We start from the raw sequence: 19,456 nt of genomic DNA, 5'->3' as shown, positions 1-19,456 counted from the left end.
AGGGTGCTCCGGCCTAACTACCGGCTGCCGTCGTCCGGGCGATGCCCGCGAGTCTGCGGGCATCCCGCATCCGGGCGCGCAGTTCCGGCAGGGCCGGGTGCTTCGAGCCGGCCGCTTCGGTGAGATCGTCGACGAGAGCGGACAGTTCGATCGCCGCCTCCTCATGGCGCCCGGCCCTGAACAGCAGTTCCGCGAGGTGGCTGCGGGTGTTGAGCGTGTCCTCGCCCCGCGGTCCCTGCATGTGCTGCCAGCTCAGCCGTGCCTCGCGGACCAGCTCGATCGCCGAGCTCAGATCGCCGGTCTCCTGCCTCGCGACCGCCAGATTGCGGCATCGGAGCAGGGTTCTCGCGTCCTCGGGGCCGAAGATCCCCGACAGGCCGTGCAGCGCCCGTTCGTACCAGGGGATCGCCGCGGCCGGGTCGCCCGCCTCGTGGTGGGCGTTCGCGAGGTTGTCCGCCCAGACGAACCACTCCAGATGGTCGGGCCCGTACAACTGCTCGGTCTCCCGCAGCATTCCGGCTGCCAACTCGATCGACTCCCCGTGGAGGTCGGCCCGGTACGAAGCCCAGAACAGAGCGGCCCGCCGTGCGCGCCGGTCCTCGTCCCCCAGCGGCAGACTGCGCTCGTCCACCCGGACGGTCTGCTTCAGCAGGGCGATGGCCTGCTGCGCCTCACCGGTGGCGAGCAGCGCCTCGGCCAGCCGAAACCGGGTGGTACAGGACTCCGGGGCTTCGGCGCCCAAGACGGACTCCCGCCCGGCCAGCGCCTGTGCGAGCGTCTGCTGTGCCTCGTGGGGACGGTTCGCGTCCAGCAACGCCGAGCCGAGGTCATGGCAGGTGGACAGGGTGTCCGCATGATGGCTGCCGAACACCAGACGACGACGTGAGTGGAGTTCCCGGTACTGCTCGATGGCCTTGCGCAACAGCGGCCCGTCGGGCTCTCCCGCCAGACCGGCAGCGTGCACGAGGGCGGCCAGGACTCCTTTGCGGCGCAGCGCTTCAGGGTCGTACGGTCCCCGTTCCCGCTCGGCGGCTGCCAACGACCGCACATGGCCACCGAGGAGTTCGGGGGTGAGGGTGAGGGGTTCGTCATCGTCGCGGTCGGGCGCCGCCGCTGTGCTCATCCCGATGTCCGCGGGGTGCTTCGGTACTCCACCGCCGCACGGGTGAGGAGCAGCAGATCGCGCTGCTCGGACGGCAGCGACTGTACGGCGCCCCAGGACGGTTCGAGCTCAGCGGTGCTGAGCGCGGCCAGCGGCCGTTCCCAGACGGCGGCCGGGTGCAGCAGGTCGTGCACGGCGAGCGATGCACCCCTGCTCCTGCGCCGGAGGCCGCCCCCGGTGGCGTAGGCGAGACGCCGGCCGTCGGACGAGGCGGCGACGGCCAGCGGGGGGTGGTCGCTCGGCCGTGGTAGGCCCCGTGGTGTCAAGGTCGCGGTGTCGTAGCAGTGGGCGCGCCGCTCGCGCGGTGCCCAACCCCCGACCGTGCGCCAGGACGGAACGGCGAACAGGTGCCGCAGTCGTGGTGCGTTCTCCGCCGCGGCGACCATCAGCAGCCTCCCGTCCATCACCTGCCACAGGAATACGCTGCCGCGATCTCCCACGGAGACCAGTTCATCGCTGGAGACGAACACCAGCTCCTCCACATTTCCATGGTCGGGAGGCGCCGTCCCGCGGGCCAGCGCCGTGGTCAGGGCCGAGTCGGTGAGCACCACCAACGGGCCGTCCGCAAAGGCGAGTCGGGTCCCGGTCGGGTCCGCTGCCACGACATCGCCGCGGCCCAGCCCGAACGGCTCCAGGGAGACCCTGCGCAGGGGCGCGCCGGGATGACCCAGCAGCGCCCCGGAGCGGGAACGCAGACCGATCACATAGCCGGCGTCGATCACCACGGCGCGCGCTCCGTCCAGGAGCGGTCCGCTGCCCAGCCGTTCGGTGCGGCCGGCCCCGTACTGCACGAGTTCCCATGGGCCGTACCCGGGGGCTTGCACCGCCCTGGACCTGGACCGTCCGGACCAGGGGGTGCGAATCGCCACCACCTCGCCGGACGGCAGTGTGCTGAACGAGCCGTGGCCGGCCGGGCCCTCGTACAGCAGGGTGCGCCGTCCCGTACTGGTGTCGAGCAGGTGCAGGCGTTCGGTGCCGGCATCCGGGGCGGTGAGCAGGGTCAACAGCGGGCCCGTCGGGGCGAAGGAGAGCTGTCGGGCGCTGCGGATCGGATCGTGGGTGCTCACGACGGCCCTCTGGCCGAGTGACTGCGCCGCCCCGGCCAGTGAGCGGGACCGGGCGGTGCGCAGCGCGGTGGCGAGCGGTTGCGCCGCCGGGTCCTTGGGGCTCCAGCGGCGGGGGAGTCGGCGGGTGATGCGGGCCGCGTCGCTGACGGGCACGGCGAGGGCGAGCTCCCACAGGCCGGACCGGTCGCGTCGGCGGCGCAGCTGCCGTGCCAGCCGATCGATCTCGCCCCGGCTGCCCCAGGCGACCTTGTCCCGTGCGGTGAGGGCCCGCAGGTCGTGGAGGGCCTTGGCCACGTACGGCAGCCACTGCGCGGGGTCTGACTCGGCGAGTCTTCGGTGGTGTTCCAGGGCCTCCGTCAAGAAGGGCTCGGCGTCCGCCGTGCGTCGGGCCTTCGCGAGCAGTGAGCCGAGTTCGTGCACGGCGGTGGCGAGTTCGGGCCGCAGCTGCGGGCGGGCGGCAGCCAGGGGCCGGTAGAGGCCGACCGCTTCCTCGATGACCTCAGCGGCCTCCGTGATGCGCCCGACCTGACGCAAGCGTCCGCCGAGGGTGATCAGGGCGGTGGCCAGTCGGGGCGTACGGGCCTTCGGGTCGAAGGGCACCAGTTGCCGCAGATTGCCCACGGTGTGTTCGGCGGCTGCCAGGGCTTCCTGATGATTGCCGTGCTCCGCGAGCAGCAGGGCGCGTTGATGGGTGAGTTCCGCGTGTTGGGGTGCCGCTTTCACGAAGGCGAGGAGGTCGACTTCGCGCAGAGACTCATGGACGCCCTCCGCTTCCTCGGTCACCGCCAGGGCCAGCCCCAACTGGCCGCCGCGCTGAAGCACATCGCCGAGCCCGGCGAGGGCCGCGGCCAGTTGGGGCAGCAGCGCGGGATCGTCGGCGGCGAGCGTCCGGTAGCGCCGTACGGAGTCCTCGCAGCGGGCGATCGCCTCAGCGGGGCGGGGCACGCGGGCCAGCAGCTCTCCGCTCTGGAGGAGCACCGCCGCCAGCATGGTGCGGTACGAGGGGTCGGCCGCCGCCAGTTTGCGGAAGCGGGTGACCGCCTCCTCGGCAGCGGTCAGTGCGTCCGTGGTGCGACCGGCCCGTCCGCGGCTGAAGCTGAGACCGGCGATCAGGGCCGCTTCCCCCACTTCGTCCGGGGCCTCGGACAGGAGTTGCTCGACGGCGCGCTCGGTGAAGTCGGCGGTTGCATCGACGAGGGCGTCATCGGTCGGCTTCAGCAGGGTTTCCAGGCCGATGGACCGCACCACGTCCGGATCGAGCCGTTCCATGGTCGCCAGTGAGGTCAGTACGGCGCTGCCGGCCCTGACGGCCAGTTCCGGATCGCGGCGCAGCAGGGGGAACAGCACCTTGTCCCCGATGTGCGGCCAGCGTTCGGCCGCGGCCGTCAGGAAGGAGAGCGCACGGGGTGTGTAGGGCGGTGGCTGCCCTGCCCGACGTCGAAGCACGGTGTGCACGGCCGTGACCGTCCACAGGTCGGTGGGGTGGCCGGTGACGGGGCTGCCGGGTAAGGAGAGGGCGAGGAAGTCCTCGGCCAGCCGGTCGGGGAGCAGCGGGTGCAGTACATGGGTGTCGCCCGGCACGGACGGCGGGTAGCAGGCGGCATGGTCGGCGAGGACGGTTTCGGCGGGCTCGGTGAACAGCAGTTCCGGCAGCAGGCTCCCGGCTCGTTCCCTGCGTACGGGGCCGGTGAGTACGGCGGTGAACACGGCCCTCGCCATGGTGGTCGTCGAGATGCGGTGCCCTTCCTCCGCTGCGCGGTTCTCGTGGCGCTGGGCCCAGTTCTCGTGTTCCCGGTCCAAGAGATAGGTGGTGAGCCCGATGAGGTCGTCGGGGGTGCTGCGGTGGTGGGCACGGGCGTCCACGGCGACGAGTGCCGCCATGTGGACGCTCAGCGTCAGCCCGAAGTCCGGATGGTCGAGTCCCAGGGGCGGGGGGATCGCGTCCGGGTCGGGAAGGGCGGGGTAGTGCCGGGCGAAGCCGCTGCGGGCCGCTCGGAACATGGCCGCCCGGTCGTCGCCTTCGGTCCGGAGCGGGCGGAGTAGTTGGTCCGATGTGGCTGCCGGCCTACCGTTGCGGTCCCGTCGGGCCAGTTTGGCGCGGAGCGCGGGCCAGGCGTCGGCCGAGCGCGCGATCAGCAGCACCCGTACGGGTACGTCCGCCTCCAGTAGCGCGTTCGTCAGCAACCAGTTCAGATGGGCCAGGGGCCAGCGGTCCGCGTAGTCCACCAGGAGCACAACACCGGGGTGGCCGGAGACACGGAGGTCCTGGCTGCCGGCGTCCGGCGGCTCGGTGTCCGCGGCATGGACGGCGTCGACCACCAGCCAACCCCGGGTGCCACGAAGGCCGGCGAGCTCATGGGCGAGCCGGGTCTTGCCCTGACCGCCCGCGCCATGGAGCCAGCGCACGCGCAGCCCGGGTGGTCCGCCGCACCAGTCGTCGAGTGCGGTCAGTGCCTCCTGGCGGCCGGTGAACTCGACGACCGCGGCATCGGCGCCGAGCATCCGACTGGGCGGCTCCCGGAGCCAGGCGGAGTCCTGTGCGGGGTTCGGCGGTCGATGGATGTGGAGCAGATAGACGGGCATTCCGTCGCCGAAGACATGGATGTCGGCGCCGATCGCTCCGTAGGCGAAGCCGCCTGCGGCGTGGACTTCCTGGTGGAGAGCGTCTGGAAGCCGGGGTTCCGGGCTCACCTGTGGATCGCGCCGCCGTCCGCGGACGGCGGCCGGGGGCTCTGGTGGTAGACGACGTTCCCGCCCTGCACGGCGAACTGGGTGGAACCGTCCCGGGCGGTGTTGGTCTGCTGCCAGGTCGTGCTGGTGCTCGGACGCTCGTCGCGGAGGCGGTTGACCAGTTCTCGCAGCGGGCCTTCGGCCTCTGGCTGCTGTTCCAACAGCCGGGTCAGGCGCAGGGTCCACAGCAGGGCCAACTCCTCGCGCACCCGATCGGCACGACCCTGTTCGGCCAAGGCGGCCACGGTGTCGGCGTCGTTGTCCAACTGGGTTTCGATCGCCGCCGGTCGGTCGGGGTCGTCCCGCCGGAACAACTGCACGACACCGTCCCGGGCTCCGCTCCAGACATCGGTGGCCATCGCTCCCACCAGCGCCGTCCCTCCGGCACCGGCGAGAGCCGTGAGCGCCTCCGCCAACATGTTCCATCCCCCATCGGCAAGCCAACGCCGACCGTGTCGGCGGGTCGGTCCAGCGTAGGACGCACCCGGGGGCGGGGGGCGGAGCTGGCTCGCTCAATGGGCTTCAGTACGTGGGAAGTTGCGTTCGATGCTTCCACCAGTCGAGTGGCACAGGATGAACCGCGGCGCCGGGGCGTGTGGGGCCGGCAGCAGGCAGACGCGGGGGCCGGGCCGGCAGTCGCAGCGCCAGGAACGCGGGCTTCGGCGGGAATGAGGGAGAGAAGGCGAGCAGAACGGCCCGCTCGGCGCTGTGGCGCGGGTCATCGTGCCCCTGTGCCGTAGCCGTCAAAACACCGTCAAAACGCTGTCAAAACGCCGCCGAAACGCCTCCTGGCGCAGAACCCGCCGTACTCCGCCCGGGCCGCGACAGTGGCCCCGTCCCGGTGACAGCGGCCCTTCACCCAGACAGAACCTTGACGGCCGCCGCGGCGCCTCGCGCTGCGCCGATTCGGTGCGGAGATCCTCATCCGGCCCACGCTCCCCTGCGTAGGGGAGGGGCCCTACCTAGGGTGGATCGTGCCACTCTCCGACCACCATGGATGCGAGGAAGTCGTGCCCGCTCTCCCCTGGGTGAAGCCCCATCCGGCCCGACCCGGCACCGTCGCCTACGTCATGGCCTCGCGCTTCGAAGTACGGTCGCTGAAGGACGTGCCGCGCTTCCTCCTGAAGACCGTGGCCGCCTGGCAGCAGGTGCGCAAAGCGCCCGGCGCGCTCGGCGTCTCCTTGGACGCCCACCCGTTCCAGCGGGTCTTCTGCACCCTCTCTGCCTGGGAGGACCGCGATGCGCTTTACACCTTCGCGCAGACCGAACCACACCGCGGCGTGATGAGCGCCATCCGGCCGGTGATGCGGACGTCGACGTTCACCTTCTGGGATGCCCCGGTGGCGGATCTGCCCATCGACTGGGCGGACGCCAGAAGACGACTCGACGAGCAGGCGGCATCCGACGCCCGCGCCTAGGCGTACTGATCACGAGCATGGCCGGCGGGCCGTCCGAGCGATCCCGACACTCCCCGTGCCGGTCGCTCTACGATCACTCCCCGTGACTCCTCCCTCACGTAAACGTGGGGGCTTCTCGCTATGCCGGGTTGGCGTCGCGACGGACCAGCCCGGCCCGTAGAACGTTCTGGGCGCCCACCGTGTCCGCGTGCGCGCTGTGGCCGCACGAGACGCAGTGGAACTTCTCCTGGGTGGGCCGGTTCTCCGCTGCGACGTGCCCGCATTCGGGGCAGGTCCGGGAGGTGTTGTGGGGGTCCACGGCGATCACTTCCCGTCCGGCGCTTTCAGCCTTGGCGTGCAGGATCGTCAGAAACACCCCCCATCCGGCATCCGAGATCGAACGGTTGAGCCCGGCCTTGGCAGCGGCCCCGTTGGGCAGGAAGCCGCCCGGCGTCTCGGGGTCGGGCTTCGGGGCGGGGGCCTTGACCATGTTGCGGATCTTGAGGTCTTCGTGCGCTATCAGGTCGTGCTCGCGGACCAGGCCGAGCGCGGTCTTGTGCGCGTGGTCGAGGCGCTGGCGGCGCACCTTGCGGTGCAGGGTGGAGACCTTGGCGACAGCCTTGCGGCGGCGCTTCGACCCGCGCTTACACCGGCTGAGAGCCTGCTGTGCGGCTTCGAGCTTCGCGGTGGCCTTCCGGGCGTGACGCGGGTTGGCGACGTGCTCGCCGTTGGACGTGGTGAGAAAAGAGGCGATGCCCATGTCGATGCCGACCACGGACCCGGTCTTGGGAAGCGGCTCGGGCTGGGCCTGCTCGGCGGTCAGCACGACGAACCACTTACGGCCCTCGCGCTTGACCGACACGGTCTTGACCTTGCCGACCACGGCGCGATGCTGATTGACCTTGACGTGGCCGACGCCCTGGAAGCGGACACGGGTGACCAGGTCGTGCGGGGTGGAGTCCCACCGGCAGCCGTCGCCGTCCTTGGGGAAGTCCACCGTGTCGAACCAGTCCACGCCCCGGAAGCGCGGGTAGCCGGGCGTCTGCCCGGCCTTGACGCGCCGGAAGAACGCGGCGAACGCCTTGTCGAGACGGCGAAGCGTGGCCTGCTGCGAGGAGAACGACCAACGCCCCTGGCGTTCCGGGTCGAAGACTCGGATGTCCTTGAGCTGGGCGGACTGCTGCCCGTACTTGATGCTCGTCTTCGAGCTGTGCCGGTAGGCGTCACGCCGTTCCTGCAACGCCCCGTTGTAGAGCGAGCAGTGGTCACGCAGCATCTCGCCGAGCGCGGCGGCCTGGCCCACGGTGGGCCGCATGAGGAACTTGTACGCACGGATCATCCGGCCCACCCCCTTCCAAGTCGGTTCGCGTGATCATACTACGCTTGGTGTATGTCACCACGCTGGGAACCGAATCCTGATATCCGCACTGGCCGTCACGTCGCCTACAACCTGCACGCTCACTTGGTGTTCGTCACGAAGTACCGCAAGGGCATCTTCGATGACGCGATGCTCAAACGGTGCGAGGAGATCATGCGGGAGGTCTGCCACAAGTTCGAGACCGAGCTGCGCGAGTTCAACGGCGAGACCGATCACGTACACCTGCTCGTGCACTACCCGCCGAAGATCGCGCTGTCCAAGCTGATCAACTCACTCAAGGGCGTCAGCTCCCGGTACCTGCGGGCCGAGTACACCGGCCGCATCAACCGCATCGGGCTGGGCTCCGTCTTCTGGTCCCGCTCCTACTTCGCAGGCTCGTGCGGCGGCGCACCACTCACGGTGATCCGTCAGTACATCGAGCAGCAAAAACGTCCGCTCTAAGGTGCCGGTCAGAGCAGTCCTAGGATGCGTTTCCCTCCCCGGCTGAAGCCGGGGATACCCACGCAAGATCAGGGAAAGAAGCGATGGCACGAATCACGGGACTGCGGACCCACGGCGGCGCGATACGAGACCTGGCGGAACGCTGGCTCGAACAGCTCGACTCCCGGAGGGACGGAGACTTCGTCTGCTCGCCCGCGGGGCTCTGGCTGGCCCTCGCGGCCATCGCATCGGGCGCCCGGGGCAGAACCGCTGACGAACTCGCCCAACTCCTCAAAGTCGCCGGTGCACCGGCGGGCGCCGCGGTCACCGATGCCGCCGCCGCGCTGGCCGCGACCGACTCGCTGGCCACGGCCACCCAGGTGTGGAGCACCGTGCCGCTCCGCGAGGACTTCCGTGCCGCACTGCCCGACATCGGCTTCTCCACCACGCTCGACCCCGCCCGGATCAACGCCTGGGTACGGGAGGCCACCGACGGAGCCATCGAGCGACTGCCCGTCCCCATCGAGCCGTCCACTGTTCTCGCCCTGGTCAACGCATTGGTTCTCACAGCGCGCTGGGCGACGCCCTTCCATGCCGCCCGCACCCGGCCGTGCACCTTCCGCGATGCGCTCGGACGACTCCACACCGTCCCGACGATGCATCGGGAGCTGCGGCGCGAAGAAGCATGGACGGTCGAGGGCTCGTACGTCGTGGAACTCGCCTGCGCCCCCGTACACGGCGGTGAGCCAGCCCGGATCCGACTCGTCCTGGGCGCCGAAGGCAGGTCCGCGGCCGAGGTGCTGCCCGCGGCCTGGGCCCCAAAGTCCGAGGCCGCCCCGGTGGCGGGCGATCAGCTGCTCCTCGCGCTGCCCCGGTTCGCCCTGCGCACCACCCGCGACGTCACCAAGGACCTGGCGGCGCTCGGGGTGCGCGAGGCGACCTCCTCGACCGCAGACTTCTCCGCGCTCTCTCCGGAGCCGCTCATGATCAGCCAGGTCGTGCAGGAGTCGATCGTCGAGGCCGGCGAACTCGGGGTGCGGGCCGCGGCGGTCACCGCCGTACTCATGGCACGGTCGGCGGCGCCGCGCCCTGCGCGCGAGATCGTCACGATCGCCTTCGACCGTCCCTTCGGCATTGCGGTGATGGACGGCAGCGGCGAGGTCCCGCTGTTCGTGGGGTGGCAGTCGGGCGCTCCGAAAGGTCCGCAGGCCCCCGCCACGGCCTAGGAGACGACCCGCGCCAGCAGGAACCCGTCGTACCCCTTCACCCCGACCGTCTGCACCGCCGTCGCGTCCAGTCGTGGCTCCCGAGCCACCAGCGCGTACATCTCCCGTGTGCCGACCACCGAAGGGTCGGTGCTGTCCCGTTCCACCACGGCCCCGCCCCGCACGGTGTTGTCGACGATGATCAGGCTGCCGGGGCGGGAGAGCTTGAGCGCCCACTCCACGTAGTGCGGGTTGTTCTTCTTGTCCGCGTCGATGAAGAACAGGTCGAACGGACCCGCGCCGGGCTCGGCGGCCAGCTTCGGCAGTGTCTCCAGCGCCGCACCCGTGCGGACCTCCGCGATGTGGTCGAGTCCGGCGCGGGCCAGGTTCCCCCGCGCCACCTCGGCGTGCTCCGGGCTGTACTCCAGCGAGATCAGCCGACCCCCGTCGGGCAGCGCCCGCGCCAGCCAGATCGTGCTGTAGCCGCCCAGGGTGCCGATTTCCAGGATCGTGCGCGCGCCCATCGAGGCGGCCAGCAGATGCAGCAGCTTGCCCTGGTTGCCCGCCACCGCGATCGACGGCAACCCCGCCGACTCGCTCGACGTGAGCGCCGTCGTCAATGCGTCGTCATCGGGTGCCAGGAGGTCGGTGAGATAGCGGTCCACCGCCTCCCACCGCTCTTGGGCGGCCTGCTCGGCGGTGTCGTGTGCGTGCTGTGATCCCTCGGGCAACTTTTCCGTCATGGTCAACAACCTAAAGGTTGTCCCGTGATCCACGGATGGGCGCGCGACGACGGCTGCGGGACTCTCCGCGGCCCGCACAGCAGGCGGCACCCCCGGATCGCGCTGCCGGACTATCTGGATGCGCCCGACTTGGTACGAGTGCGTCCTCCGGTGCGCGAGGGACGGCGGCCGGCGTGGGCATGGGCCGGTCGAGTGCGGGAGGGCCTTCGCGGAGACGGGGATTTCAGGCCCGTATCAGAGCCGACCTGGCAAACCGTACGTCCGACGTCTTGTATGTTCCCCCGCATACCTCTTTCGCGCCCGACCTGGCGCCCGCCGACGGATATCCGAGCAAATCGGGATGACTGTCAGGCAAAGAGGGGGTTGCCGCAGTCTCTTGGGACGGGTAATGCGAGGCTCTCTGAGCCAGATGACCACGATGGTAACGGAACGTAGGGGAGGCGCGGCGCGACGTGGCGAACGCGGAGCACAGCGTGCGCGGGAGTGCAACGACGGACTCAAGATTGGGCGCGGCCAGGCTCGCCCTATGGCTTGTGGCCGCCGTCCTCGCCATACGACAGACAGCGATGGTCCTCCGTCAACCCCCCGGTGAGCGGTTCCTGGACCTGGAGACCTGGGTCGGTCCGGACGGCGGGCTCCATCTGGACGGCTCGCTGTACACGGACGACCGGTTCACCGGCACCCCGTTCGCGGGGCTGCTGTTCAACCCTCTCACCCGGACCGCCGAGCAGGCGCTCGGCATCGCCTGGACCCTGGGCACCCTACTGCTGGTCGCGGGCATAGGACTGCTGGTGGCACGCTCGCTGCCCGCTCCGGTGTCCCGGCGCAGCGGCCTCCTTGCAGCTCCCCTCGCCATCGTGCTGCTGCTGATCTCGCTACCGGTGCGCAACAGCTTCCACCTCGGGCAGATCAGTGTCATTCCGGTGCTGCTGGTGCTGCTGGGCGTGCTCGCCGTCCGCGAGGAGCGCGCGGCGGGGCTGCTCATCGGAGTCGCCGCCGCCCTGCAACCCACGGTGCTGCTGTTCGCGCCGCTGTTGTGGTTCACCGGGCGCAGACGCGCGGCGATCACCTCAGGCGCCACCTTCGCGGTGTGCACCGTGCTGGCCTGGGCCGCCCTGCCGAGCGACTCCACCACGTACTGGTTCGACCATGTCGCCGGCACCGGACTGGGCAGCCACCCCGACGGGCTGGCCAACCAGTCACTGCACGGCGCACTGCTGCGTTTCGGTCTCGAAGGGCCGCTGGAGATAGCGCTCTATCTGGTCCTGGCCGCCGCGGTGGCGTGGTTCGGACTGCGCAGGGCCGTCCGGTACGCGCAGGACGGACAGTTGCTGCTCGCCGTGGCGGTGGTCGGATGCGTTGCCATCGCCGTGGCGCCCACCACCTGGCAGCACCAGTTGGTGTGGCTGCTGCTCGCGGCCGTCGGCCGGGTGGGCAAGCGGGCGTCCGACCGGATGCTGTGGCCCGTACTGATCGTGCTGACGGTCACCCTGCCCAGCAAGATGCTGCTGCCGAACATGGTGGTGCTGGAGCCGATCCGCCACAACGCCGTACTGATCGCGGCACTCGCAGCTGCCTGCGCGGTGCCCTTCCTGGCGCGGACCTCTCCGCACTTCCGGCGTCCCGTTCCCACCGAGTACGTCACCCCGGCGCCCTCGCGCTGGAGCCGCATCCCGCTGCTGCCGTTCTGGCGCCGTGTGGTGACCCGGCCCAATCTGCTGCTGGAACTGATGGTCATCAGGGCCGGGTACTCGATCTACTCCAGGATCAGGCTGGAGGCCACCGGCAGTGTGGACGCGGCCAGGGAGCACGGCCGGCAGATCCACTCCATCGAGCAGGCGCTCGGCTTCGACATCGAGCACTGGTTCAACCACGCCGTGGTGGACGTGGAGTGGCTGGAGGCGTTCTTCAACTTCTACTACACCTCGTTCCACTTCCCCATCCCGTTGATCATCCTGGCCCTGCTCTACATCCGCCGCCCGGGGGACTACCGCTGGGCGCGTTCCGCGCTCGCCTTCGCGACCCTGCTCGCGCTCGTGGGCTTCTGGTTCTACCCGCTCTCGCCGCCACGGCTGATGCCGGGCATGGGCTTCATCGACACCGTCCACAAGACGGCGGACCTGAGCAAGCCCGAGTTCGGTGCGATGACCGCGGTCACCAACCAGTACGCGGCGATGCCGTCGCTCCACTTCGGCTGGTCGCTGTGGTGCGGTGTGGTCGCCGTGATGTTGGCGCCGAAGCTGTGGATGAAGCTGCTCGGACTGATCCACCCGTTCATCACGCTCTGCGTGATCGTCGGTACCGCGAACCACTGGATCCTCGATGCGGTCGGCGGCGCGGTGGTGGTGGGCATCGGCTTCGCGCTCACCTATGTGCTCTCCGGTCGGCGCAAGCTGCTGCCCGGGGTACCGGTGGTGCTGCCGAGTGCGCGCGAACCGGAACCCGAGCGGGTGTCCGTTCCCGTCGCCCGTGGGCGGGCGAGTGCGGCACCGGAGCCGGCCATGGCCGGCGGGGGGCACGAGGACCCGGAAGGCGAAGTGCGCGCCGAGCCCGCGGTTCCGAAGTAGCAGGGCCCTGGCGGGGCCCCGGGGGCCAGGGGAGACCCTGGCCCCCGGGGTGGATCGCCGCTCCTGCCAGGATCTGACGACGGCCCGTTTCCCGCCACCGGAGACGGGCCGCAGCCGTGGCCGGGCCCGATTTCGTTCCGGGCCCGATTTCGTTCCGGGCCTGCTTTCGTTCCGGGCCCGAGCAGACTCGCGCAGGGGTGGTGACCGGTCTCGCTCTGGGCCCGGAGAAACGACTGAGCGCACGCCCGGAAGGACGTGCGCTCAGCGGTCAGGCCGGGTCAGTACCAGCCCTGGACCTGCCAGGAGGACCAGGCGCCGCAGGCGCTGCCGTAGCGGTCCTTCATGTAGTCAAGGCCCCACTCGATCTGAGTGGCCGGGTTGGTGCGCCAGTCGGAGCCTGCGGTGGCCATCTTGGTGCCCGGCAGGGCCTGCACCAGGCCGTAGGCACCGCTGGACGGGTTGGACGCGTCGGCGTCCCAGTTGCTCTCCCGCTCAACGATCTTGCTGAAGCACTGGAACTGCGCCTCGTCGTTGATCATCTTCTTGGCGATCGTCTTCGCGGACGCGACCTCGGCCGCGGCGGGCGCGGCGCTGGGAGCAGCCGATGCGGTGGGAGCGTTGACACCCATCACCATCGCGGCGGACGTGACCGCCAGGGCGGAGCCCACCAGGGCGGTCTTCGGGCGAACGGCGATGCGGCTGAGGATGGAGCGGGTCACTAACGGCACCTAACGTCGGGTACGGGGGCTGTCGCCCGGCGCCCGACCCGTCCGTACGACGGAGGAGGAAGCCGGTGGATGCGAGCCCTCCCGCCGGAGCGGGAGGGCAGCGCACTGAGCGACCGGACCAGTGTTAGCGGCCCGCGGAAGCGGTGGCAACGAGCCCCGGTACTAGTCCGCCTCGCAACCGGCTCCCGGCGAAGCGCCGCCACTCTTCCCGTATGCCCTGGTCACCGCGGTACGCCGGCCCCGCACGGGATCTCCTAGGCCCTTTCGTAGAGGCCCTAAGCCCTGTGGGGCGGCTCACGGTCGACGCTCCCCTGAGGGGCGTCAAATGTGACCTGGGCCTCGAACGCCGCACGTCGTGTCGCCCGCCGCAGCGCCTTCAGAATCGCCGGCCCCAAGGTGAGGGTGAGGACGAGGGTGATCACCGCCCGGCCCAGGTCCCAGCCCATCGACGTCAGCAGGCAGTAGGTCAGGAACCGCACCAGGTTCTCGGACAGCGGGTCCCCCGGGTGGAACGAGATATTCGACGACACCCCCTGGAGATACGTCCAGCCCTGGAGGTTCATGACCGTGCCGTAGGCGAAGGCGGCCACCGTCCCGTACAGACCGAGCATCAGCACTTCGGCGCGGCCCCGGATGCGGTCGGGCCCCGGCAGCAGCCCCACGCCCATCGTGAACCAGCCCATCGCCAGCATCTGGAACGGCATCCAGGGTCCGACCCCACCGGTGAGCAGTGCGGACGCGAACATGGTCACCGCGCCCAGGACGAAACCGAACCCGGGGCCCAGCACCCGACCGCTGAGCACCATCAGGAAGAACATGGGTTCCAGGCCGGCCGTGCCCGCGCCCAGGGGACGCAGGGCCGCCCCCACCGCTGCCAACACCCCGAGCATGGCCACCGCTTTGGCATCCATTCCCGTATCGGCGATCGTGGCCACGACGACGGCCACCAGCAGCGGCAACAGCGCGGCGAACAGCCAGGGGGCGTCGGCCGCGTGGTCATGGAGGCCGGAGCGCTCGTCGGCGAGCAACGGCCAGCCGAAGGCCACCACTCCCACGGCGCTGATGAGCACCAGGGCGGCGATCGACCGAGGGCCGAGCCGTACGGGCCGCGCGGACCGCTGTGCGTCCACGGCCCTCACCCGTGGTCCCTCGAACGCCGGGCCAGTGCCCGTTCGACCTCGGACACGGTCAGCCACTGCTGGGGGGCGAGGACCTTCGCCGTCTGCGGTGCGAACGCCGGCGACGACACCACCACCTCGGCGGTCGGCCCGTCCGCGACGATCTCGCCGTCGGCCATGATGAGGACGCGGTCGGCGAGTTCCGCGGCCAACTCCACATCGTGCGTCGCCAGCACCACGGCATGGCCGTCCCCGGCGAGCGACTTCAAGATCGTGGCCAGCCGTGCCTTGGCCGCGTAGTCCAGACCGCGGGTCGGCTCGTCCAACAGCAGCAGGGGCGGCCGGCCCGTGAGCACGATCGCCAGCGCCAGTGCCAGCCGCTGCCCCTCCGAGAGGTCCCGTGGATGGGTGTCGTCGGCCACGCCCGGCAGGAGTTCGCTCACCAGGGCACGGCAGGCTCCGGGGTCCGCGCCCGCGTCGGCGTCCGCCGCCGCGCACTCGGCGGCCACGGTGTCCGCGTACAACAGGTCCCGCGGCTCCTGTGGGACGAGGCCGACGCGACGGATCAGTTCGGCGGGAGCCGCCCGGTGCGGGGTGAGCCCACCGACGTCCACGCTTCCCGAGGCCGGAACCACCATGCCCACGAGCGTGCCGAGCAGGGTGGACTTGCCGGCGCCGTTGCGGCCCATCAGGGCCACGGTCTCCCCGCGGGTGAAGCTCAGGTCGATGCCGCGCAGTGTCTCCGCGCGTCCCCGTCGCACGCTGAGTCCCCGGATGCGAGCGACCTCCGTCGCGGTGGGTGCGGGGTGGGCGGTGGGTGCAGGGTCGGCCGTGGGTGCGGCGCGGTTCTCGCCGGGTTCTTCGGCCAACTGCTCGCGCAGCGCTGCGGCCCGTCGGCGTGCGTCCCGCACCGACAGCGGCAACGGCGACCAGTGCGCGAGCCGCCCGAGCGCAACCACCGGCGGGTACACCGGGGAAACGGCCATCACATCGGCAGGCGCGCCCATGGTCGGAGCGGCGCCCGGTTCGGGCAGGAGGATCACCTGGTCCGCGTACTGCACCACTCGCTCCAGCCGGTGTTCGGCCATCAGTACCGTGGTGCCCAGGTCATGGACGAGCCGTTGCAGCACGGCCAGCACCTCTTCCGCGGCTGCCGGATCCAGCGCCGAGGTCGGCTCGTCCAGCACCAGCACCTTCGGGTGGGTGGTGAGCACCGAACCGATGGCGACGCGCTGCTGTTGGCCGCCGGAGAGGGTGGCGATGGGACGGTCGCGGAGTTCCGCGAGCCCGAGCAGATCCAAGGTCTCCTCGACACGGCGGCGCATCACGGAGGGTGCGACGCCGAGGGACTCCATGCCGTAGGCGAGTTCGTCCTCGACGGTGTCGGTGACGAAGTGGGCCAGCGGATCCTGGCCCACGGTGCCGACGAGGTCGGCGAGTTCCCGCGGCTTGTGGGTCCGGGTGTCGCGGCCGTCGACGGTCACCCGACCGCGCAGGGTGCCGCCCGTGAAGTGCGGCACCAATCCGCACACCGTCCCGAGCAGGGTCGACTTGCCCACGCCCGACGGGCCGACGAGCAGCACCAACTCACCCTCGGGGACGGTGAGGTCGATATGGGCGACGGTCGGCGCCCCGGCGTCGGCGTACGTCACCGACACCTGCTCGAAGCGAATCACCAGGACTCCTTGGGGGCCGGGGCCAGAGACGGTACGGGCGCGATGAACGCGGGCAGCAACCCGATGAGGATCGACAGGGCCGGCCACAACGGCAGCGCGGGGGCGACCAGCGGCACGACCGAGGGATGCAGGGCGTCGGGGGAGTGGGACCCGGCCCAGATCATCAGGACGGCGACCGCGGCACCGGAGGCGGCGACCCACCAGGACCGCGGACCGAACCGGTCGGGCCGGTAGCGGGTGCGCACCGAGCGGCGACCGCCGAGCCGCAGCCCGGCGACGGCGGCGAGGAGCCCCGCACCCAGCAGTGGTATTGCGTACGAGCCACCCTCCGCCGCCAGCAGGGCGTAGGAGCCGGCGCACACCCCCAGCAGACCGCCGAGGGTGAGCGCCGTGGTGGTGTGTCGCACCGCGGGCGGCACCTGTGCACTGCGCCCGTAGCCACGCGCGTCCATGGAGGCTGCGACGGCGATGGAACGCTCCAGGGCGCCTTCCAGCACGGGCAGCCCGATCTGGGCGACGGCCCTGATGCCGCCGGAACGTCGACCGCGCAGCCGTCTGGCGGTCCGCAGTCGGCCGATGTCGGTGACCAGATTGGGTGCGAACGTCATGGCGACGACGACGGCGACACCGACCTCGTACAGCGCGCCCGGCAGGGACTTGAGGAGCCGGGCCGGGTTGGCGAGGGCGTTGGCCGCACCGACGCAGATCAGCAGGGTGGCGAGCTTCGCACCGTCGTACAGGGCGAAGACCACCTGTTCCGCGGTGATCCGTCCACCGATGCGGATGCCCTGCGCCCAGTCGGGGAGCGGAACTTCGGGCAGGTCGAGCAGGGTGTGGGAGCCGGGGATGGGAGAGCCGAGGGCGACCGAGAACAGGACGCGCACGGCGATGACGAACAGTCCGAGCTTGACGAACGCCGCATAGGAGCGGGCCCAGGGGGCGTCCGTGCGCCGGGCGGCGACGACATAGCCGGCGACGGCCACCAGCAGCCCGAGGAGCAGGGGATTGGTGGTGCGGGACGCGGCGGTGGCGAGCCCGAGGGCCCACAGCCACCAGGCACCGGGGTGCAGTGCGTTGCGCCGGTCGGCCTCGGGTGCCCGCAGCCGTGTCCACCAGGGGCCGCGCCCACCGGGTCCGGAGGGGCTCGGGTCCGCGGTCGAGTGTTCCGTCGGCAGTTCGCCCCGGGCGGGGGTCCGGGTGGCGAGCCGTGGGTGGGGGCGGGTGTGACCTTCCCCCGGTGGCCGGTTCGCCGGCGTCCTGTTGGCAGGCGTGTGGTCGGCCGATAGCCGGTTCGTGGGTGTTTCCTTCATCGCCTACGACGACGGGACTGCCACAGCGCCGCCCCTCCCAGCGCCAGGATCGCCGCCACACCTGCGAGAACCCCCACGGAGGGGCCGCCGTCGGTGTTTTCGTCGCTGCCACCGTCCGCCGTGGATGAGGCGGCGGCCGTGGGTCGGTCTCCCGCGACCTGTTCGCCGCAGCCCGCGCGCGGATAGCCCGAGATCGCGCACAGCAGCGCCTGGCTGTTGTAGCGCAGCGGTTTGGCGACGGCTGCCAGTGCATCGGCGGCCGTGGCGGCCTTGGGCACCTGGGCGCAGGCGGTACGCAGCGGCGGCGGGCGTTCCCCGGCCGGGGCGTCTTTCAGCGTGCCCGGGTCGATGACCAGGGCCAGGCGCTTGGCGTCCGGCTTTGCGGGTGTCGCGGCACAGATGGCCGCGAAGTCGGGTTCCCGACGCGGCCGGGCCGAGTCCGAACTGTCCTCGCTCACCGAGAACCGGTAGCCGGTCACCGAACCGTCCGCAGGTCGGGCGCTCGCCGGGCCCTCGGTGGCGTACGTCCAGGTGGTGCCATCGCCCAGCCAGAACGACCAGTAGCGGTATCCCGCGGCCTGGGCGGGCCCCGCTCCGAGCACGGTCAGCGCCGCCCCGAGCGCGAGGACGAGCGCGAGGACCCGGCCGCGCATCAGCTCTGGTTCTTGCGACGGCCGCTGAACAGGATGCCCACACCCACACTGGCGGCGAAGAACGCGCCGACGATCCACCAGACGGCGATCCCCGAATCGTCCTTCTCATCCTTCTCGTCCTGCTGGGGCTCGGGGCCGAGCGCGGTCAGTTCGGCGACCAGGTCCTTGCCGCCGAACTTTTCGGGATCGGTGTCCGCGGCGTTCGCAGCGAAGATCAACTGTGCATACGCGGCCGGACCGGACTCCTTGGCCCAACCCGCCGAGTCGGCCTCCAACCAGGCCAGCGACTTCTTCGCCTGTTCGCTGAGGCCCTGGACCTGGAGGGCGACCACGGCGTCGGCGGTGTTGCCGAAGTCGGGCTTCTCCTTCGGGTCGTCGGAGCCGGGCATCGGGGGAGTGGTGAGGTAGCCGGTCTTGGCGAGTGCGGTGGCGAGATAGGTGCCGCCGTTGTGCGCGGCGCCCTCGATGGTGGTGGCGGGCTTGCAGGCGGTGCCCTGCGCATCGGTGCTCTTGGCGTTCTCGGGCTCGGCTGCGAGGCCCTTGCCGTGCGCCCCGATCACGGCGGCGGCGGTCGAGTCGCCCACCAGTCCGGGCATCGCAGGCTGGTAGACGAACGCCCCGCCGTTGGTTCCGCCGCACGGCTGGGCGAAGGTGAGCAGTGCGTCGTACGGGGACTTCCCGCCCTTGGACTTCACGTCCGCCGGCTTCTCGCCCGCAGCCGCGAGTGCACCGATCACCACGGCGGTGGAGTTGGCGTCACTCGCACCCCCGGGGTTGTAGCTCCAGCCGCCGTCCGTGTTCTGCACCGACTTCAACCAGTCGACGGACTTCTCCACGGTCTTGTCCTGGCCGCCGACCGCGGTGAGCGCCTGGACCGCCGCGGCGGTCGCATTGGAGTCCAGCGGCAGCTTGGCCCCGCAGTCGGCCTTGGTGTCCGCGCGGTACGAGGGGAACGCGCCGCTGTCGCACTGCTGGCCGGTCAGCCAGTCCACCGCGGCGGTGGCGGGCTTGACGTCCTCGGTGTCCAGGGCGAGCAGGGCGAGCGACTGGCGCCAGACGCCGTCGTACGCCGGGTCGCCCTTGCCGTACAGGCCGGGCGGCAGCGCAGCAGCGGACGGAGTGGGGGTGGGCGCCGCGAAGGCGGCCGGAGCGGCGGCGGAGGCGATGGCCGCGCCGATGACGGCGGTGACGGCGAGCGCTGCGGCGCTACGGCGGACGGTGGTCATGACGGGCGGTGCCTCTCCTGCGGGAGCCGGGCACGGGCACGATCAGGCACCAGGGCTCCGGTTCCGTATTCCTCGA

At 71.0% G+C, this 19,456-nt stretch carries 15 protein-coding genes; 4 read left to right on the top strand and 11 right to left on the bottom strand.

The window, feature by feature from the left end; translation table 11 throughout:
• Nucleotides 1-13: 13 nt before the first annotated feature.
• Genes OID54_RS12100 through OID54_RS12090 form a run of 3 tightly spaced genes read right to left on the bottom strand, consistent with a single transcriptional unit; the run spans nucleotide 14 to nucleotide 5,378 of the window.
• Nucleotides 14-1,123 (bottom strand): tetratricopeptide repeat protein, encoded by a 1,110-nt coding sequence (locus tag OID54_RS12100; protein ID WP_329018105.1) that lies wholly within the window; start codon nucleotides 1,121-1,123, stop codon nucleotides 14-16.
• The gene (locus tag OID54_RS12095; RefSeq protein ID WP_329018103.1) at nucleotides 1,120-4,920 is read right to left on the bottom strand and encodes a tetratricopeptide repeat protein; all 3,801 of its coding nucleotides are present in this window, start codon (nucleotides 4,918-4,920) and stop codon (nucleotides 1,120-1,122) included. Before OID54_RS12095 ends, OID54_RS12100 begins: the two co-directional genes overlap by 4 nt.
• Nucleotides 4,917-5,378 (bottom strand): hypothetical protein, encoded by a 462-nt coding sequence (locus tag OID54_RS12090; protein WP_329018100.1) that lies wholly within the window; start codon nucleotides 5,376-5,378, stop codon nucleotides 4,917-4,919. The genes OID54_RS12095 and OID54_RS12090 overlap by 4 nt, the downstream gene beginning before the upstream one ends.
• 591 nt (nucleotides 5,379-5,969) lie before the next feature.
• On the opposite strand from OID54_RS12090, the gene OID54_RS12085 reads away from it, so the two are divergent.
• Nucleotides 5,970-6,377: a DUF3291 domain-containing protein gene (locus tag OID54_RS12085; protein WP_329018097.1), complete on the top strand. Its 408-nt coding sequence runs from the start codon at nucleotides 5,970-5,972 to the stop codon at nucleotides 6,375-6,377.
• Nucleotides 6,378-6,495: 118 nt separating this feature from the next.
• Here OID54_RS12085 and OID54_RS12080 read toward each other — a convergent pair whose 3' ends face one another.
• A complete protein-coding gene (locus OID54_RS12080; RefSeq protein ID WP_329018093.1) occupies nucleotides 6,496-7,695 on the bottom strand; it encodes an RNA-guided endonuclease InsQ/TnpB family protein in 1,200 nt (399 codons plus the stop codon).
• Nucleotides 7,696-7,746: 51 nt separating this feature from the next.
• Here OID54_RS12080 and tnpA point away from each other — a divergent pair, with 51 nt between their 5' ends.
• Both tnpA and OID54_RS12070 read left to right on the top strand, forming a co-directional pair.
• Nucleotides 7,747-8,175, top strand: coding sequence for an IS200/IS605 family transposase (tnpA, locus tag OID54_RS12075; RefSeq protein ID WP_329018090.1), 429 nt, complete (start codon nucleotides 7,747-7,749; stop codon nucleotides 8,173-8,175).
• An 83-nt stretch (nucleotides 8,176-8,258) separates the two neighbouring features.
• Nucleotides 8,259-9,380: a serpin family protein gene (locus OID54_RS12070; protein WP_329018087.1), complete on the top strand. Its 1,122-nt coding sequence runs from the start codon at nucleotides 8,259-8,261 to the stop codon at nucleotides 9,378-9,380.
• Here OID54_RS12070 and OID54_RS12065 read toward each other — a convergent pair.
• Nucleotides 9,377-10,102, bottom strand: a complete 726-nt coding sequence (locus OID54_RS12065; protein WP_329018084.1) for an O-methyltransferase — start codon at nucleotides 10,100-10,102, stop codon at nucleotides 9,377-9,379. The genes OID54_RS12070 and OID54_RS12065 overlap by 4 nt on opposite strands.
• A 452-nt stretch (nucleotides 10,103-10,554) precedes the next feature.
• Here OID54_RS12065 and OID54_RS12060 point away from each other — a divergent pair, with 452 nt between their 5' ends.
• Complete coding sequence (locus OID54_RS12060; RefSeq protein WP_329018081.1) at nucleotides 10,555-12,669, top strand: bifunctional glycosyltransferase 87/phosphatase PAP2 family protein; 2,115 nt, start codon at nucleotides 10,555-10,557, stop codon at nucleotides 12,667-12,669.
• Between the two features lie 278 nt (nucleotides 12,670-12,947).
• Here the strand turns inward: OID54_RS12060 and OID54_RS12055 are convergent, their stop codons facing one another.
• The 6 genes from OID54_RS12055 to OID54_RS12030 all read right to left on the bottom strand — a co-directional run bounded on the left by OID54_RS12055 (nucleotide 12,948) and on the right by OID54_RS12030 (nucleotide 19,380).
• Nucleotides 12,948-13,388, bottom strand: coding sequence for a transglycosylase SLT domain-containing protein (locus tag OID54_RS12055; RefSeq protein ID WP_329018078.1), 441 nt, complete (start codon nucleotides 13,386-13,388; stop codon nucleotides 12,948-12,950).
• Between the two features lie 284 nt (nucleotides 13,389-13,672).
• On the bottom strand, nucleotides 13,673-14,527 hold the full coding sequence (locus tag OID54_RS12050; RefSeq protein ID WP_329018075.1) for an ECF transporter S component: 855 nt from the start codon (nucleotides 14,525-14,527) through the stop codon (nucleotides 13,673-13,675).
• 5 nt (nucleotides 14,528-14,532) lie between these two features.
• Nucleotides 14,533-16,191, bottom strand: a complete 1,659-nt coding sequence (locus OID54_RS12045; RefSeq protein ID WP_329018073.1) for an ABC transporter ATP-binding protein — start codon at nucleotides 16,189-16,191, stop codon at nucleotides 14,533-14,535.
• Entirely contained in the window at nucleotides 16,188-17,501 is a 1,314-nt protein-coding gene (locus tag OID54_RS12040) for a CbiQ family ECF transporter T component (protein ID WP_329018070.1), read from the bottom strand. Before OID54_RS12040 ends, OID54_RS12045 begins: the two co-directional genes overlap by 4 nt.
• Complete coding sequence (locus tag OID54_RS12035) at nucleotides 17,498-18,154, bottom strand: SCO2322 family protein (RefSeq protein WP_329018067.1); 657 nt, start codon at nucleotides 18,152-18,154, stop codon at nucleotides 17,498-17,500. Before OID54_RS12035 ends, OID54_RS12040 begins: the two co-directional genes overlap by 4 nt.
• On the bottom strand, nucleotides 18,154-19,380 hold the full coding sequence (locus OID54_RS12030) for a prenyltransferase/squalene oxidase repeat-containing protein (protein ID WP_329018064.1): 1,227 nt from the start codon (nucleotides 19,378-19,380) through the stop codon (nucleotides 18,154-18,156). The genes OID54_RS12035 and OID54_RS12030 overlap by 1 nt, the downstream gene beginning before the upstream one ends.
• Nucleotides 19,381-19,456: the final 76 nt, after the last annotated feature.

This window comes from Streptomyces sp. NBC_00690, assembly GCF_036226685.1.
In the GTDB taxonomy this organism is placed as follows: Bacteria; Actinomycetota; Actinomycetes; order Streptomycetales; family Streptomycetaceae; genus Streptomyces.
This window is presented reverse-complemented; position numbering and strand designations above follow the sequence as displayed.

Bases quoted from the DNA above. Each gene is read 5' to 3' on its own strand.
- OID54_RS12030 (WP_329018064.1), bottom strand. From the start codon at position 19,380: ATGACCACCGTCCGCCGTAGCGCCGCAGCGCTCGCCGTCACCGCCGTC.
- OID54_RS12090 (WP_329018100.1), bottom strand. From the start codon at position 5,378: ATGTTGGCGGAGGCGCTCACGGCTCTCGCCGGTGCCGGAGGGACGGCG.
- OID54_RS12035 (WP_329018067.1), bottom strand. From the start codon at position 18,154: ATGCGCGGCCGGGTCCTCGCGCTCGTCCTCGCGCTCGGGGCGGCGCTG.
- OID54_RS12040 (WP_329018070.1), bottom strand. From the start codon at position 17,501: ATGAAGGAAACACCCACGAACCGGCTATCGGCCGACCACACGCCTGCC.
- OID54_RS12070 (WP_329018087.1), top strand. From the start codon at position 8,259: ATGGCACGAATCACGGGACTGCGGACCCACGGCGGCGCGATACGAGAC.
- OID54_RS12100 (WP_329018105.1), bottom strand. From the start codon at position 1,123: ATGAGCACAGCGGCGGCGCCCGACCGCGACGATGACGAACCCCTCACC.
- OID54_RS12065 (WP_329018084.1), bottom strand. From the start codon at position 10,102: ATGACGGAAAAGTTGCCCGAGGGATCACAGCACGCACACGACACCGCC.
- OID54_RS12080 (WP_329018093.1), bottom strand. From the start codon at position 7,695: ATGATCCGTGCGTACAAGTTCCTCATGCGGCCCACCGTGGGCCAGGCC.
- tnpA (WP_329018090.1), top strand. From the start codon at position 7,747: ATGTCACCACGCTGGGAACCGAATCCTGATATCCGCACTGGCCGTCAC.